The organism is Glycomyces rhizosphaerae, from assembly GCF_042647865.1.
Classification (GTDB): Bacteria; Actinomycetota; Actinomycetes; order Mycobacteriales; family Micromonosporaceae; genus Glycomyces; species Glycomyces rhizosphaerae.
In genome coordinates, this window is record NZ_JBHRWO010000021.1 from 906,745 (window position 1) to 923,069 (window position 16,325).

Consider the following 16,325-nt stretch of genomic DNA (forward strand, 5'->3'; position numbering starts at 1 on the left):
ATGGCCGTCGACAAGAAGCAACCGCCGATCCTGGAACTGACCGACATCGGCAAGAACTTCGGCAACATCCACGCCCTGCGCGGCGTGAGCCTGTCCGTCCGCCAAGGCGAGGTCACCTGCATCCTCGGCGACAACGGCGCGGGCAAGTCCACTTTGATCAAGATCATCTCCGGGCTGCACGGCTACGACTCGGGCGCCTATCGTGTGGCGGGCGAGAAGGTCCGCTTCGCCTCTCCGCGCGAGGCCCTGGACCGCGGTATCGCCACCGTCTACCAGGACCTCGCCCTCACGCCGCAGCAATCGGTGTGGCGGAACTTCTACCTCGGTTCCGAGCTCACCAAGGGCCCGTGGCCCGTGCGGCGGCTCGACGTGGCGACCATGCGCCGCACCGCGGACGAGGAACTCCAGAAGATGGGCATCCAGGTGCCCGACATCGACCAGCCCGTCGGCACGCTCTCGGGTGGCCAGCGCCAGGTCGTGGCGATCGCCCGCGCGATCCACTTCGGCGCCGAGGTCCTCATTCTCGACGAGCCCACGGCCGCTTTGGGCGTCAAGCAGTCCGGCGTGGTCCTGAAGTACATCTCTGCGGCTCGCGACGCCGGGCTCGGGGTCATCTTCATCACCCACAACCCGCATCACGCGTTCCTCGTCGGCGACCACTTCGCGGTGCTGCGCCAGGGCGAGCTGGAGCTTTCGGCGCCGCGCAAGGAGCTCACGCTTGACGACCTGACCCACCACATGTCCGGCGGGGCCGAGCTCGACGCGCTCAAGCACGAACTCCAACGCATCGAAGCGCCCGAGATCGGCGCGGTCCACGACCAGGGAGGATCCGACCGATGAAGATCGCCGTTGACCCCACCATGATCCGGCACCTGTCGCTCACCGACATGGTCCGCGCCGTGGCCGACCTCGGCTACGAGTACATCGAGCTGAGCCCGCGCGACGACTTCATGCCGTTCTTCGTCCACCCCCGGGCCGACGCCGACCGCATCAAGGAACTCAAAGCGGCCCTCGACGAGACCGGAGTCAAGATCGCCAGCGTCCTGCCGCTGTACAAGTGGTCGGGCCCGGACGAGGACGAACGCCAAGCCGCCGTTCGCTATTGGAAGCGGGCCATCGAGATCACCGCCGAACTCGGCGTCGACCAGATGAACTCGGAGTTCAACGGCCGCCCCGAAAAAGCGGCCGAATCTGAGGCGCAGTTCTGGCGTTCCATGGAGGAACTCCTGCCGATCTTCGAGCGCGAGGGCATCGCCCTCAACCTCGAACCTCACCCGGACGACTTCTGTGAAGAACACGAAGCCGGCCTGAACCTGGTGCGCGCCATCAACAAGCCGTGGGTGAAGTACGTCTACTGTGCCCCCCACACCTTCCATGTCTCCAACGGCAAGGGCAACGTGGGGGAGATGCTCCGCAGCGCCGGCGACAAGCTCGCCCACCTGCACCTCGCCGACTCCTTCAACCCCATGGCCTCCTCCGGCCTCCGCTACATCCTCAACCCACCCGGCACCCCGGCCCGCGTCCACCAGCACCTCGACATCGGCCAAGGCGAAGTTCCGTGGGACGAATTCTTCACAGCGCTCCGCGACCTCAAGTTCGACGGCATCGCCACCGTCGCCGTCTTCGCCTGGGAGGAACGGGCTCTCGAGTCCTTCCGATTCAACCTCGACCGGGTCCGCAAGGAGCTCCTTTGAGCGAGACCGCAAGACGCTGCACATGACCTAGATTGAACCCTTCTCATCCTGAGTGAGTTCCGTTGCACGGCAATGAAGAAGCTCCTGGTACAACAACAGTCGCCAAACACGTCGTCTCCCAGGAGCTTCCATTCTGTTGTTCCAGGCGGCCTGCCGCTGTCGAGCCGCACCCTGACCTTCACCGCCCGGCTCATCCGAGCCCACCGCCGGACCATCGGGTCCCGCTGGCGGGTGCTCGACCCCGGCGCCCAGGCCCTGCTCACCCTCGCTTACCTGTATCAAGGCCACACCTACGAGCAGCTCGCCCCCGGCTTCGGCATCTCCTATGCCTTGAACCAACACACTGTCAGCCCGACAAACGGACACCGGGAACATCGATGATGTTCCCGGTGTTTTCGTATGCGTTCATTGATATAGCGGAGTTACTGGTCGATAATTTCGAGCGGCCGGCACGATCGGGAGGTTCTCGGCCGCTGCCAGAAAGTCCAGTTTCGCGAATTTTGCGTGCGTTGTTGTACTTCTGTCCTAGGTTCGAATAAGACCCTTATGGTGTGGATGCTCGGACAGATCCCCGCGCCGAAATTGGTTCGATATGGAAGTCTCCTGTTGAGTTCTGTTGTGGCACAACGGAACTCAACAGGAGTCTTTCTCAGTCCGTAAACACGGCCTAAGCGTCTCGTCGGGTCACAGGTAGGGGCTCTGGGTGAGCAGGTGGCTCCGGTAGCCTTCGCCGACACCGGGCTCCGGAGTGCCGGACCAGTCCTTGATGAGGACCGCGCCGCTGGTGCAGCCCCACGGGTTCCAGGTCCACGCCAGGTAGCCCAAACCATTCGCGTCGGCCCAGTCCACCAGCCCCTGCATGTAGTCGAACCCGCAGTCGTCCTGGCCGAACTCGCCGAGCACGACCGGCACCTCCTGCATCAGCGGGGCAATCTCACCGTCCCAACAGGACTCGGTCACGCACCGGTTGAAGCTGTACGAATGCCAGGACGCGGCGATGTTGTTCAGCGGGTCATTCGGCATGTAGGCCAGCCATTCCCGCATGTCGTTAGTCCACTCAAGCCCGCTGACCATGAGTATGTTCGTGGCGCCGGTGTCGCGGACCGCGTCGACGAGGTCCTGCATACCGGCCACCTCGTACTCGATGCCGGCGCAGGTGCCGCCGTCGCGCAGGCACTGCCAGCCCAACGTCTTGTCCCAGTTGCTGGCCATATCCGGGTACGGTTCGTTGAAGAGGTCGAAGACGACGGCGTCGTTGCCCTTGAAGGTGTCGGCGACGCCGGCCCAGAACTGCGGGGCGTACTGCGCGTCGGGCATCGGCTTCTGGCAGGTGGCGTGCACATCGGTGCAATGCCAGTCCGGTCCTGTGGTGTAGGCGCCCCAGGTCCAGTGCAGGTCGAGGATGACGTTGAGGCCGTTGGCGACCAGGAGATCGACGTAGTCCTTGATGCCTTCCTGGTAGGCGGCGCCGCTGGGTGAGCCGTTGAGGCCGAGCCAGCACTCCTCGTTGAGCGGGAGGCGCACGGCGTGGATGTTCCAGGCCTTCATGGCGTCGACGGACGCCTGATCGACCGGGCCGGAGTCGAACAGGCCCTTGCCCTGCACGCACGCGAACTCAGCGGAGGACCGGTCCACACCCAGCAGCCGGTACGGCTCGCCGTCCTCGGTGACGATCTGGTTGCCGGAGACGCTGAGCTGCGGCGCCGGACCGTCCGGCGGGGAGGTGGTCGGGTCCTCGCTGGGGGTGGTCGTCGGGCCCCCGGTAGGTGTCGTCGAGCCGGTGCAGGGCGTGCCGTTGAGCGCGAAGGACGCCGGTTCTGGGTTGGCGTCGCGCCATGTACCGACGAACCCGATCGAGGTGGAGGCGTCGGTGTCCAGTGACCTGTTCCAGCTCGTGCTGGCGGCGGAGACGCTGGCGCCGGATTGGGTCCAGCCGGCGCTCCAGCCCTGGGTGACCTGCTGGCCGGCGTTCGGGAAGTCGAAGGTCAATGTCCAGTCGGACATCGCGTCGCCGAGGTTGGTGACGTCCAGGTCGGCGCGGAACCCGCCCGGCCACTCGCTCTGCACGGTATAGGTGACCGCGCAGCCCGAGGTGGCCGCCGATGCGGGAAGGGTCGCCGTTGCCAAGCCACCCAGTACCAGTGTGCCGACGGCGCCGGCGACCAACAGTGTCTGACGATGTCGCATCTAAGCTCCTTGATTCTCGTGAGGGACGTATGGGAGCGCTTCCGTTATCACCTTAGTTAGGCACCCGAATAAAGTCAAGCATTCACATGAATCTATGCTTAGTGATCATCGTGCAGCCGATCGGGCGAAATGGGCGAAAGGGCAAGCAGGCGGGTAAGTAAGGCAGCCTGACAAAGTACAGCGAAGGAGGCACACGTGGCGCTCAGCCCGACGTGGACAAACAAATCGAGGACCAGGGGTCTGATCCTGGACGCCATCCGTGCGGCCCGCACGATCAGCCGGGTGGAGCTCGCGGCAGCGACGAGTCTTACCGGCGCCACGATCTCCGAGCTCGTGCGGGAGCTCATCGACGACGGATTGGTCGTCGAGGCCGGCCGAGGTGCGCCGACCGGCGGAAAGCCGCGCACGCTGGTGCAGCTCGACCCCCGGGCCCGCTACAGCGTCGGAGTCCAGATGGAGCGCAACGCCTGCGTCATCGTCATCGTCGACTTGGCCGGCCGGCCGGTGGCCCGAACCTCGTTCCAGGGTGTGGCGTCGATGCCGCCGGACCAGGCACTGCCGATGATCGCCTCGCAGGTGGACGCCCTGCTGGCCACGGCTGCCGTCGACCGCGACCGGGTGCTGGGGGTCGGGCTGGTCAGCTACGGCCCGCAGGACCGCCGCGCGGGGGTGCTGTTGAGCCCGCAGCCCTCCGAGCCATGGCTCGAATACCCGGTCGCGGAGCGACTCGCGCAGAGCCTTGGCCTGCCCGTGCTGCTCGACAACGACGCCGCGGCCGCCGCGATCGGCGAATACTGGATGGGCGCGGTCGACCGACGAAGCACCTACGGCTGCATCTACATGGCCAGCGGGATCGGCGGCGGGATCGTGGTCGCCGGCGAGGTATACCGAGGCAGCTCCTCCAACAGCGTGGAACTCGGCCATATGTCGATCGACGTCAACGGCGACCAGTGCCCGTGCGGCAACGTCGGCTGCCTGGAGAACTACGCCGGACCGTCAGCCCTGGTCCGGCAGGCCGCGGCCACGCCCGCGCTGGCCGAGCGACTGGTGCCCGACCCCGACACCGCCGACTTCCTCACCGAGTTCGCGCGGATCGCGGCTGCCGCCAACGCCGGCGATCCGGCCGCCCGTGACCTCATCGAGCGGTCGGCCCGCTACCTCGGTGCCGCCGCCGTCACCATGACCATCCTCTTCGATGTGGACGCGATCGTCCTGGCCGGTCCAAGCTTCGCGGTAGCGGGCTCCATCTACCAGACCGTGATCCAGGAGGAAGTGGACCGCCGCACCGTCACCTGGCGGACGCACCCGGTGCGGGTGATGCCGTCGGTCAACGGCCCCGACGCAGCAGCGATCGGCGCAGCGGCCCTCGTGCTGCAAAGCGAGCTGACCCATGGCCGGACTCGGACTGAGGAGGGGAGGGGTGCCGGCAGCCATGCCCGACCGGTAGTCGCGGTCGCGGGTGATTAGCCCCGAGAACGGGCGCAGATTCCTCGAGCCCCGGTACCTGTCGAGTCAAGTGAACGCACCACGAGGCGGTATGGATCGATCCCATACCCGCCACTCACTGCGCTTCAAAACTGCGTTTGAACGTCTTGCCCGAACCACAGCGCAGGCCCGCGAAACGTTGATGCGGGGTCATGTAGCAATGCCGAGTCGAGCTGCCCTTGCTTGCGCCCTGCCGTGTTCCACTGAGTCTGCCCGTACCGGGCGAGGAAGACTGCTTCGAATTCGAACGTGGTCATGGCCAAGATGCTACGAACGCGACGCCCTCCCAAGAGACCGGTTCTTCACGCACTGGGAGCACGGGGCCGCCCTCAACGACTTCACCCCATGGCCGGCATCAACGACTTTCGCCCACACCCTGTCAGGAGTCCCGCGAGATCCTGTTGCAACACAACGGATTTAATCGGGGACTTCCCAAGTTCTCGAACACGGCCTGGTCCCGCTCAGGGGACTCGTCGCCGTGTCGGTGGACGACTTTCCACTCGCCCGCCTCGCGCCGGTAGATCTGGGTCACGCGCAGCGAGTAGGCGCGATCCTCGCCCTCAGCGGTGGCCTGCGTGTGCTCGATGCCAACGGTGTAGGCCATGTCGCCCATGACGTCGGCGGCGAGGATCTCGTACTCATGGGACCTGCAACCGGAGAATGTCTGCTCCAGGTAGGCGAACAGCGCGTCGACCTCGGCTCGGCCGAGCGCGTTCCTCCACGCACCGAAGACCGTCACCGGCTCATTGCGGGACCAGATCGCCCGCCGACCGGAGGCGTCGCCCTGATGGAGTGCCATCTCGGCCTCCCTGAGCTCGGTGTGGACCCAAGTGAGGAAGTCGTCGCGTGCCGTCATACCGCAAAGTAAAGCAGTCGACGCGGCCGCCATCAGGGAGCCGCTCGAAACTCGCGCCGGTCGTGCCCCTCCGCGCAGGTATTGACGCAGCTGAATTGTTCCCGGTAACATTTCTGTGGTCGCGTCGACTTGCTCGTGACCGGTCGGCTGAAGCCGGTCGCGTTCCTCGCGGTCGTGCGTTGGTCGGGCTCACCCGATAGCGATGAGGCTAGGTGGCGCTGACATGCAGCGAAGGACGTTCATGGCCGCGTTCGCGGTGCTCTGTCTGGCGGCGGGCACGGCGCAGCCGGCTCTCGCCGAGACGGCGCCGGCGGACGGCCTCGTGGCGGCGTACGACTTCTCCGAGACGGCGGGGACGACGCTTTACGACGTGTCGGGCAACGGGCGCGACGCCGCCCTCGTCGGCGGCGGGGCATGGGGCGCAGGCGCGCTGGCGTTCACGGGACCGAACTATGTCGACCTTCCCGACGACCTCCTGAAGGGGCGCGACTCCGCGACGATCGTCGTCGAGACGGCGCCCGACGCGGCGACGCTCACGGGCAACAACTTCCTGTGGAACATCGGCGGGCTCGCGACGACGTCACCCGCGAAGGGGCAGTGGTTCGCCCATCCACCGCGCCCCGGCACTCAGATCGGCCTCTCCGGCAACACGGGCGCGACGGTCGCGAACTCGACGACGAAGCTCAAGGCGGGCGCCTGGCAGAGCGTCACGGCGACGATCGCGAAGAACGCCGACACGACGACCTCGACCCTCGCGTTCTACGTCGACGGGGTGCAGCAGGTGTCGGTGCAGACCTCGAACAACCTCGCGAGCATCGCCGACCACACCGCGAACTTCATCGCGAAGAGCGCATGGAACGACCCCAACTTCCGCGGCCGCATCTCGAGCTTCCGCGTCTACGACCGCGCGCTGTCGGCGGCCGAGGTCGCGCAGGCATCCGCGGCCGACGCCGGGGAGGTCGCGGGCGAGACGCTCGGCGCTCTCGGAACCGTGTCCCTCGCTCGCAGCGTCGCCGCCCTGCCGACCGGCGGCGGGACCGTCACCTGGAGCTCCTCGTCGCCCGCCGTCGTCGTCCGAGCCGACGGCGTCACGGCAGACGTGAGTCTGCCGACTGACCAGGACGAGCAGGTCCTCCTCACCGCGACGGCGACCGTTCGCGGCCAGAGCGTGACGCGCGAGATCGAGGCGACGCTCGTCGCCGTCTCGCCCGAGCGCTCCTTCGCGCTGCCCGCGAAGGTGTCCGGCGACCTTCCGAGCTCGACGCGCAGCCGCGCGATCTCGTGGTCGTTCAGCGTGCCCGGCATCGTGGCGCAGGACGGCGTCGTGACGCGCCCGGCGGAGACCGTGGCGGGCACGCTCACCGCGGAGATCGAGGGGGCGGACCCGGTCAGCGCCGAGGTCGAGATCCTCGACGACGGCGGCTCGATCGCATCGTTCGTGAAGACCGGCGCGGGCGACCTCCTGGCGTACCCCGACGACCGTCGCTCCGACGCCCTTTACGTCGCAGCGCGCGCCGAGGATGACGAGACGTGGACGGCCCTCAACCGCAACCAGGCCATCCTCTACGTCACCTGGGACGGCACGCAGAGCGCCGCGCCGAACAACCAGATGGGCTCGCCGACGCTGTTCCGCGCCGCCGACGGCTCGCTCGGCGCCGTCGCTTCGCAGAACGACGCCGGAACCGGCATCTACGTCTGGGACGGCGACGGGCGCACCTTCGCGAACCAGCGGCTCATCCGCATCGCCGAGAGCGGGGTCGTCCGCGACCCGTCGATCGTGTGGGACGCCGCGGCGCAGGTCTACAAGGTCTTCTGGAGCGACGCCTCCGGCGCGGGCTTCGTCTCCGAACTCGCCGATCTCGCGGCGGGCGCCGCTCCGAGCGCGACCTTCGACGCCGATCCCGTCGCCGACACGCCGAGCGGTGCGCTCCCCGAGGGCGCCCTCGCCGCGCAGGCCTCCGAACTCTCCCTGTCGGCAGCCGAGTTCGACGCCTTCACGAAGACCTACCGCGGCCTGCAGAACACCGGCGTCGAGCCCATCGCGGTCGAGGTCTCCGGAGGAGACCAGCTGACAGCGGACGACCTGCCGCAGGCGACCATGGCCTACAACGACGGCTCCACCAAGAACCTCGACGTCGCATGGAACGCCGATGAGCTCGCCGCCGTCGACACCTCGACCCCGGGCGAGTACACCGTGACCGGCACCGTGCAGCAGTCGTCGTACGACTTCCCGTTCATCGCAGGCCGCGCCGACCCGCACGTCTTCTACAACGCCGACGACGGGCACTACTACGCGACCGGCTCGCACTACACCGAGCCGTGGGACGGCGAGATCGTCCAGGCGACCAGCTACCGCAACATCGGCATCCGCCGGGCCGCGACGATCGAGGGCCTTGCGACGGCCCCCGAGCACGTCATCGTCGACCCCGACAACGTCGCCGGCCACACGTACGGCTACAGCGGGTTCATCTGGGCGCCGGAGTTCCACAAGATCAACGGCACGTGGTACATCCTCGTGGGCGTCAACCGCGGGTGGTCGCAGGGCGGCAGCTTCCCCGACGTCACGGTGCTCATCCCCTTCACGGGCTCGGAGCAGGACGTCAGCGACGGGAAGATGCTCGACGCCGCCTACTGGGGGACGCCGATCGAGCTGCCGGGAGTCGCCGCCTTCGACGTGACCTACTTCGAACAGGACGGCCAGGGCTACTACCTCATCCCGAGCGCGGCGACCATCCGCGTGGTGAAGGCGCAGATGGGCGAGGGCGTCGTCCCGCAGACGACGGGCGCGACGACGACGATCTACGGCTGCAGCAAGCCCTTCCACTACGGCAAGCAGGAGGGCTCGTACTCCTCGACGAACGAGGGCGTCGACCAGTGCGTCGTCGAGGGGCCCTACGTCGTCGAGCACGACGGGCGCATCTACCTGACCTACAGCGGCGCCACCGTCGACAAGTACTACACCCTCGGTCTCCTGCAGGCCGACGCGAACGCCGACATCATGGACCCCGCTTCGTGGACGGCGCGGGACTACCCGCTGCTCACGTCGTACGACACCGTCGACGGCTCCATCGGCGGCGCCGCGCACGTCGGCGGCGGGCACAACTCCTTCGTCGTCGACGAGGCGGGCAACCTCGCGCTCGTCTACCACGCGCGGCCGTACCCCGACCCGCACGCCGGGCAGGCCGGCGCGGGCGGGCTCTACGACCCCGACCGGCAGACCGCGGTCAAGAGCGTCAACGTGCGCGCCGACGGCACGCTCGACCTCGCCGTCACAGCCGAGCAGGAGGTCGCACCGGAGCACCGCACGGTGACAGCGGTCGTGACGGTGAAGGCACCGGAGGTCGCGGTCGCCGCGACGGTTTCGACGCGTTGTGTCGCAGGCAAGGTCTCGCTCGTCGTCACAGCGCGCAACACCGATGCGGTCGCGGCCGACATCGACATCGCCTCGGTGTTCGGGACGAAGACGTTCGCGGCCGTCGCCCCCGGCAAGTCGGTATCGATCGCGTTCGCCACACGCTCCGCGTCGGTGGCGCCTGGCGACGTGACGGTCTCGGCGACGGCGGACGGTCGTGTCGGCTCCGAGGTGGCGGCGCACTACGGGGAGCACACCTGCGGATAGCGCCGCGGATTGGACGGCGGTCCCTCGGGGCCGATGGAACAAGGCCGCGGCGACCGTCGCGGCGATGATCAAAGGAGATCGACATGGGTGATCGGACTGCCCGCGAGAGGGTGCGGCGACGCGCCGGGCGGGCATCGGCGGGAGCCGCGGGGGTGGCGCTCATCGGAGCGCTGCTCGCCGGCGCCCCCGCGGCCGCGGCCGACGTGCCGACGACGGGCCTGCTGGCGTCGTACGACTTCTCCGAGACGTCGGGCACGGTGCTGCACGACGCGTCGGGCGCGGGCCGCGACGCGGCGGTCGTCGGCGGCGAGGACTGGCACGCCGGCTACATGCAGTTCGACGGGGCCAACCACGTGGAACTGCCCGATGGCATCCTGCAGGGCAAGGACGCCGCGACGATCGTCATCGAGACGAGCCCCGAGAACCTCGCCGGGGCGCAGTTCCTGTGGAACATCGGCGGCTCGGGCAATGCCGGCACCGGCCAGTTCTTCATCCAGCCCGTCGCACCGCGGCTGTCGATCTCGAAGACGAACTGGTCGGGGGAGCAGACGGCGACCGCGACGCGCAAGCTCGCGCTCGACGAATGGCAGTCGATCGCGGCGACCATCTCGCGCAACGGAACCGGCACCACCTCGACGCTCCGTCTTTATGTCGACGGCGAGCTGTGGGCGGAGAAGACCGACTCGACGGTCAATCTCGCGGACCTTACGACCCACACCCTCAACTACATCGGCAAGAGCGCCTACACGGCCGACGCCCTCTACCGCGGCAAGGTGTCGTCGTTCCGGATCTACGACACGGCGCTCACGGCCGTCCAGCTCGGCGACATCGCCGCCGCCGACGCCCCGGCGGCCGCCGCGGAGACCGTCGCCGCCATCGACCTCGACGCGGTGAACGAGCAGGACCTGGCGCAGATCGAGTCGGACATGGCGCTGCCCACCGCGGGCGGCGTGACGTGGTCGGCCGAGCCCGCAGGGGTCATCACCGCCGACGGCTCCGTCACACAGCCGGAGGCCGACACCGACGTCACCCTCACGGCCACGGCCGAGGTGCGCGGGCAGACCGCCTCGCGCACGTTCGAAGTCACGGTGCTTCACGCGCCGAGCGCTGCGGAGCAGGCCCAGAAGGACCTCGCGGCTGTCGTCCTCCCCGGCTCGGACGACATCCGCAGCAGCATCGCCCTTCCAGAAACCGGCTCGCGGTACGGATCAGCCGTCGCCTGGTCGGTCGACCATCCCGAGATCGTCGACCTCGACCCGGACGGCGACGTCGCGCCCGGCGTCGTGACGCGGCCCGCAGCCGACACGACGGTGACGCTCACGGCGACCGCGACGAACGGCGGCGCCGTCGCGACACGCGAGTTCGAGCTGCTGGTGCGCAAGGCGTATGACATGCCCGAGACCACCGACTACCTCTTCGCGCACTTCACCGGCACGGAGCGCAGCCACACCGACGAGCAGATCTACTTCGCGACGAGCCAGAACGGCGCGACGTTCACCGATACGCGCCCGAACGGCTCGCCGGTGCTCTCGCTCGCCGCCGACGAGGGCGACGGCGGCGTCCGCGACCCGTTCCTCGTGCGCTCGCCCGAGGGCGACCGCTTCTACCTCATCGCCACCGACCTCAGCATCTACCACCGCGGCGGCTGGGGCGCCGCGCAGGCGACGACGACCGGCTCCACGAAGATCGTCGTCTGGGAGTCGACGGACCTCGTGAACTGGAGCGAGCCGCGCCTTCCCGATCTCGCCGGACCCATCCCCGGCGCCGGGATGATGTGGGCGCCGGAGGCCTTCTGGGATGAGGCGACGCAGCAGTACTACGTCTACTGGGCGACGAAGTCCGACGCGGAGAACACCCTCGGCGACCCCGTGAACGTGTACATCGCCACGACCCGCGACTTCGTGACCTTCTCGACGCCGCAGGTCTGGATCGATCGACAGCACTCCATCATCGACACGACGATGTTCAAGGTCGGCGACTGGTACTACCGCGCCTCCGGCGACGGCCAGATCACGATCGAGAAGTCGAAGTCCATCGACGCACCGACGATCTCGGCGACGGCCCCTACGACGGGCTCGGAGAACGAATGGGTGCTCGTCGGCACGCTGCAGTCCATCCTTGGCGGCACGACCGAGGCCTGCAGCACGGGCCGCAATTACTCCGGCGGCTGCCTCGAAGGTCCCGAGTTCTTCCGCTACAGCGACGACGACAAGGGCGCCGCGCAGGAGCTCTACGGGCTCATGGCCGACCAGTACGCCGCCGGGAAGGGCTACCTGCCGTTCCGCACGACGGACCCGGGCTCGACCTCGGCCGCCGACTGGAGCAAGGCGACCGACGTCGACTTCGGCACCCTGAAGAAGCGCCACGGCACGATCCTGCCGATCACGCAGCGCGAGTACGACCGCCTCATGTTCCACTACGCCGGCGTCGGCGAGGACCCCGACGCGGGCCCCGAACTCGACGCGACCGTGTCGACGAGGTGCGTCGCAGGCAAAGCGACGCTCGTGACGTCGGTGCGCAACGACGGCGACACCGCGGCCGATGTCGTCGTCTCGACCGCCTACGGATCGAAAACCCATGCGGCCGTGGCACCGGGGCGCACCGTCTCGACCGTCTTCGCGACGCGGGCGACCTCGATCGGCGCCGGCAACGTGACCGTGACGGGAACCGATGCCGGCGGCGAGACCGAGCTCGTAGCGCCGTACGCGGCCGCTTCCTGCGGCTGATCGACACCGGGGCTCCCGCCACTGCGGCGGGAGCCCCTGGTTCACAACGACGTCCGCGACGGAACCGTCGCGAGGAAAGGATCGACGATGAGGTCGCAATCGAGTGCGAGCGGGCGCTGGGGCGCCGTGCGCGCGGCGGTGGGCGCCGTCGGGATGGCCGTGGCGGCGTCGCTCGTGGTGGGCGCTCCAGCCGTCGCGGCGGACCTGCCGACGCCCGCCGTCCAGTACACGTTCGACGAGCTGACGGCCGCAACGGCCGGCACGTCGATCGCCAACACCGGCAGCCGCGGCGCGGCGCTGACGGCGAGCATCGTGAACAGCGGCGCGACCCTCGTCGACGACACGCACGGCGGCGGTGCGCTGCGATTCCCCGGCGGCACCGCTGGGTCAGCGGCCCCCTACGTCGTCATCCCCAACGGCGCGATCTTGTCCGGTCAGCAGGACGTCACGATCACGGCGCGCGTGCGCTGGGAGAACACGACCACGGGATGCCGGTACCCCTTCACACTCGGCGACTCGTCGACGAAATACCTCTCCTACCTCGCCGGCTGCGGGCGAGCCGAGATGAAGAGCGGCTCGACGGCCGTGACGAAGCAGAACGCGACGATCCCCGAAGACGACTGGGTCGACGTCGCGATCGTCCTCGACGGCGGATCGTCGTTCGCGTTCTACCAGGACGGCGCCCCCGTCGGCTCCGTCTCGACCGGCTACACGGCCTCCAGCATCGCGACCTCGGGAGCTTCGGGGTGGCTCTCGAAGTCGCCCTTCTCGGTCGACCCCTATTTCGACGGCGCGGTCGACGACATGACGGTGTGGTCCGAGGCGCTGACGGGGGAGCAGGTGGCATCCGTGTACGACACCTACAGCGGGGATTTCGTGGCGAAGGCGATCGACGAGACCGACCTCGGCGACCTCTCGGCGCTCGTCTCCGACCTCTCGCTCCCGGCGAAGAGCGCCGACGGCGAGGTCGCCATCAGCTGGTCGAGCTCGGCGCCCGACGCCGTGAGCGACGCCGGGGAGGTCAACCGCCTCGACACGGACGCCACGGGCACGCTCACTGCGACCTTCAAGCGCGGCACGGTCACTGAGATCGCGACCTACGACTTCGCGGTGCCGGCGACCGATGACCCCGCCGGCGCGAACCTGAATGCGGCCGCCGCCATCGTGCTGCCGTCCGTCATCGCGCGCGGCGACGCGCTTCCGGCCACGATCGCCGGACGCGACATCGCATGGAGCGTCCTCTCAGGACCGACGAGCGTCGTCGACGGCGCCATCGCGTCCGGCCCCGCCGACGGGCTCGCCGAGGCCGTGCTCCGCGCCGTAGTCGGCACGGGCGACGCCGCAGCGCAGCGCGACATCCCCGTGCGCGTGATCGAGGAGGGCAACGCGACGCTCGCGGCCTACACGACCACCAAGACCACGCGCGGGACCGACGACCCAGAACTCGAGACGTCGGTCCACCTCGCACTGAGCGTCGACGGCGCGTCGTACACGGCCCTCAACTCGGGCGCCGGCGTCGTGTACGCCTCCGCCGAAGGGCAGAGCGAGTCGGCGAACGGCGTCAAGCGCGGTCTCGCCGACCCGAGCGTCTTCCGACTTGCGGGCGACGAGGGCTTCGGCGTCATCGCGCGCCGCATCAACGTCGACGGCACGCAGACGACGGCCGACGCCCGGGGCGCGATCCTCTTCACGACGCCCGACCTCGTCCACTTCACGGAAGTGGGCGTCCTGCCGCTGAGCGATTCGGCCGCGGTGACCCGCGCCGCCGCGGAATGGGATGCGCAGGCCGAGGCGTACCGCATCGTGTGGCGCGAGGCGGACGGCTCGGTGGACGCCGCCACGACGACGGACTGGGCGACGCTCACCCCCGCAGCCGACGCCCGCGCCTACACGGGCCGACTGTCGGCGATCGGGGTCGCGAACTCCACGACCGCGTCGCTCATCCCGCTCACGGGCGAAGAGGCGTCGGAGCTCGGGCGGCTCCTCGGGCGCGTCGCGAACACGAGCATCGAGAACCCCGAGGTCGCGATCGCGCAGGGCGACGAACTCACCGCACCCGAGAAGGTCACCGCCGAGTACTCCGACGGACAGACCTACGACCTCGGCGTGACCTGGAACGCCGACCAGCTCGCGGCCGTCGACACGTCGACACCCGGCACCTACACGGTGACGGGCACACCCCGGTGGCAGCCCCAGGTCTTCCCGCTCATCACCGGCCGCGCCGACCCGCACATGCACCGATACACCGATCCGACCACGGGCGAGAAGACCTGGCTCTTCATCGCCACCGACGAGAGCGGTCAGGACGACTTCTACATCCGCGAGGCGTCGACGATCGAGGGCATCAAGACGGCACCCGACAACAAGATCCTCGGCACGGGCCTCTACGGCAGGGGCGGCCAACTGTGGGCTCCCGAGTTCCACGAAGTCGACGGCGACCTGTACCTCCTGTTCGCGGGCAACGTCGCGAGCGGCGGCGACCTGTCCAACATCCAGTCGCACACGATGCGCCTCAAGCCCGGGCAGGACCCGCTCCTCGCTGCGAGCTGGGAGACGCCGCAGCGTGTACAGGGCACGGACGGCGGCCCCCTCGCCACGGCGGGTCTCACGCTCACCATCGACATGACGCACCTGCGCGTCGGCGACCAGGACTACGTCGTCTGGAACCAGCGCACGAAGTACAACGCGAGCGGTCAGCCCTCGACGAGCGGCGCATTGGCCCCGGCCGTCGTCAAGATCGCGAAGGCCGACGTGTCGGCGTCGGGCGCATGGCGGATCACCACCGATCCGGTCATCCTCTCCACCCCCGATCTCGGCTGGGACTACAACACCTCGCCCGTCGACGAGGGCCCGTTCGTCATCCAGCGCGACGGCAGGATCATGATCACGTTCTCAGGGTCGGGCGTCGACGAGACGTACGCCGTCGGGCTCATCGAGGCGTCCGCCGACGCCGACCTCACCGACCCCGCGTCGTGGCACAAGCGCGGCTACCCGATCTGGAGCTACGAAGGGCCGATCGCGAACAACTGGGGCCCAGGGCACAACGCGTACGTCCTCGACGACGACGGCAACCTGCTCAACGTCTTCCACGCGAAGCCGACGGCGACGGGCGCGCGGACGGCCGGCGTGCGGATGGTCTACTTCCGCACCGACGGCACGCCCATCCTCGACATGACGGACGCCGAATGGCTTGCCGCAGCGAACCGCACCGTGACCATGACGGTCACCGTCGAGCCGCAGGCCGGACCCGATTTCGAGGCGACGACCACGACACGCTGCGTCGCGGGCAAGGCGTACGTCACCGTGTCCGTGCGCAACACGGGCGACGCGATCGCGTCGTTCCGGTTGTCGACACCGTTCGGCGCCAAGACCCTCCCCGGCATCGAACCGGGCGCGACGTCGTCGGCGGCGTTCAACACGCGCACGGCCGACCTCCCCGCCGGGACCGTCGAGGTGACCGGTACCGCCGGCGAGGGCGAGCGCACCGAATCAGTCGACTACTCCGCACTGCACTGCGGATGACGAGGAGGCGCACCATGACGACCTCCACCGTGCGGCGCGCGCTGACGTGCCTGATCGCGGGGGCGATCATCGCCGGGAGTCTCGCCCCGGCGGCGCAGGGAAGACCGTCACGGGGCTCGCGCCGGGCCGTACGGCCTCCGTCGCCTTCACGACCCGTCAGGCGGCCGTCCCGGCGGGCGCCGTCGAAGTGAAAGGCACCTCGGCCGCAGGCGACTACGCAGGTGAGGCGGTCTATG

The 16,325-nt window shown here is 68.7% G+C and carries 10 protein-coding genes; 7 read left to right on the top strand and 3 right to left on the bottom strand.

The window, feature by feature from the left end; all coding sequences use genetic code 11:
* The 3 genes from ACFO8M_RS24510 (at nucleotide 1) to ACFO8M_RS24520 (ending at nucleotide 2,075) form a co-directional block, all read left to right on the top strand.
* Nucleotides 1–840 (top strand): ATP-binding cassette domain-containing protein, encoded by an 840-nt coding sequence (locus ACFO8M_RS24510; protein WP_387980401.1) that lies wholly within the window; start codon nucleotides 1–3, stop codon nucleotides 838–840.
* A complete protein-coding gene (locus ACFO8M_RS24515; protein ID WP_387980402.1) occupies nucleotides 837–1,694 on the top strand; it encodes a sugar phosphate isomerase/epimerase family protein in 858 nt (285 codons plus the stop codon). The genes ACFO8M_RS24510 and ACFO8M_RS24515 overlap by 4 nt, the downstream gene beginning before the upstream one ends.
* 72 nt (nucleotides 1,695–1,766) lie before the next feature.
* Complete coding sequence (locus ACFO8M_RS24520; protein ID WP_387980404.1) at nucleotides 1,767–2,075, top strand: transposase family protein; 309 nt, start codon at nucleotides 1,767–1,769, stop codon at nucleotides 2,073–2,075.
* A 303-nt stretch (nucleotides 2,076–2,378) separates the two neighbouring features.
* Here the strand turns inward: ACFO8M_RS24520 and ACFO8M_RS24525 are convergent, their stop codons facing one another.
* On the bottom strand, nucleotides 2,379–3,881 hold the full coding sequence (locus ACFO8M_RS24525) for a cellulase family glycosylhydrolase (RefSeq protein ID WP_387980406.1): 1,503 nt from the start codon (nucleotides 3,879–3,881) through the stop codon (nucleotides 2,379–2,381).
* Nucleotides 3,882–4,076: 195 nt separating this feature from the next.
* Here ACFO8M_RS24525 and ACFO8M_RS24530 point away from each other — a divergent pair, with 195 nt between their 5' ends.
* Nucleotides 4,077–5,348 (top strand): ROK family transcriptional regulator, encoded by a 1,272-nt coding sequence (locus ACFO8M_RS24530; RefSeq protein ID WP_387980407.1) that lies wholly within the window; start codon nucleotides 4,077–4,079, stop codon nucleotides 5,346–5,348.
* A gap of 104 nt (nucleotides 5,349–5,452) precedes the next feature.
* Here the strand turns inward: ACFO8M_RS24530 and ACFO8M_RS24535 are convergent, their stop codons facing one another.
* Nucleotides 5,453–5,623 (bottom strand): hypothetical protein, encoded by a 171-nt coding sequence (locus ACFO8M_RS24535; RefSeq protein WP_387980408.1) that lies wholly within the window; start codon nucleotides 5,621–5,623, stop codon nucleotides 5,453–5,455.
* A 122-nt stretch (nucleotides 5,624–5,745) separates the two neighbouring features.
* On the bottom strand, nucleotides 5,746–6,222 hold the full coding sequence (locus ACFO8M_RS24540; protein ID WP_387980409.1) for a nuclear transport factor 2 family protein: 477 nt from the start codon (nucleotides 6,220–6,222) through the stop codon (nucleotides 5,746–5,748).
* Between the two features lie 223 nt (nucleotides 6,223–6,445).
* Here ACFO8M_RS24540 and ACFO8M_RS24545 point away from each other — a divergent pair, with 223 nt between their 5' ends.
* The 3 genes from ACFO8M_RS24545 (at nucleotide 6,446) to ACFO8M_RS24555 (ending at nucleotide 16,089) form a co-directional block, all read left to right on the top strand.
* Complete coding sequence (locus ACFO8M_RS24545) at nucleotides 6,446–9,841, top strand: family 43 glycosylhydrolase (protein ID WP_387980410.1); 3,396 nt, start codon at nucleotides 6,446–6,448, stop codon at nucleotides 9,839–9,841.
* 83 nt (nucleotides 9,842–9,924) lie between these two features.
* A complete protein-coding gene (locus tag ACFO8M_RS24550) occupies nucleotides 9,925–12,567 on the top strand; it encodes an immunoglobulin-like domain-containing protein (protein WP_387980411.1) in 2,643 nt (880 codons plus the stop codon).
* Nucleotides 12,568–12,654: 87 nt separating this feature from the next.
* Nucleotides 12,655–16,089 carry a family 43 glycosylhydrolase gene (locus ACFO8M_RS24555; protein ID WP_387980413.1) on the top strand — a complete coding sequence of 1,145 codons (3,435 nt, stop codon included), beginning with the start codon at nucleotides 12,655–12,657 and terminating at the stop codon, nucleotides 16,087–16,089.
* Nucleotides 16,090–16,325 lie beyond the last annotated feature (236 nt).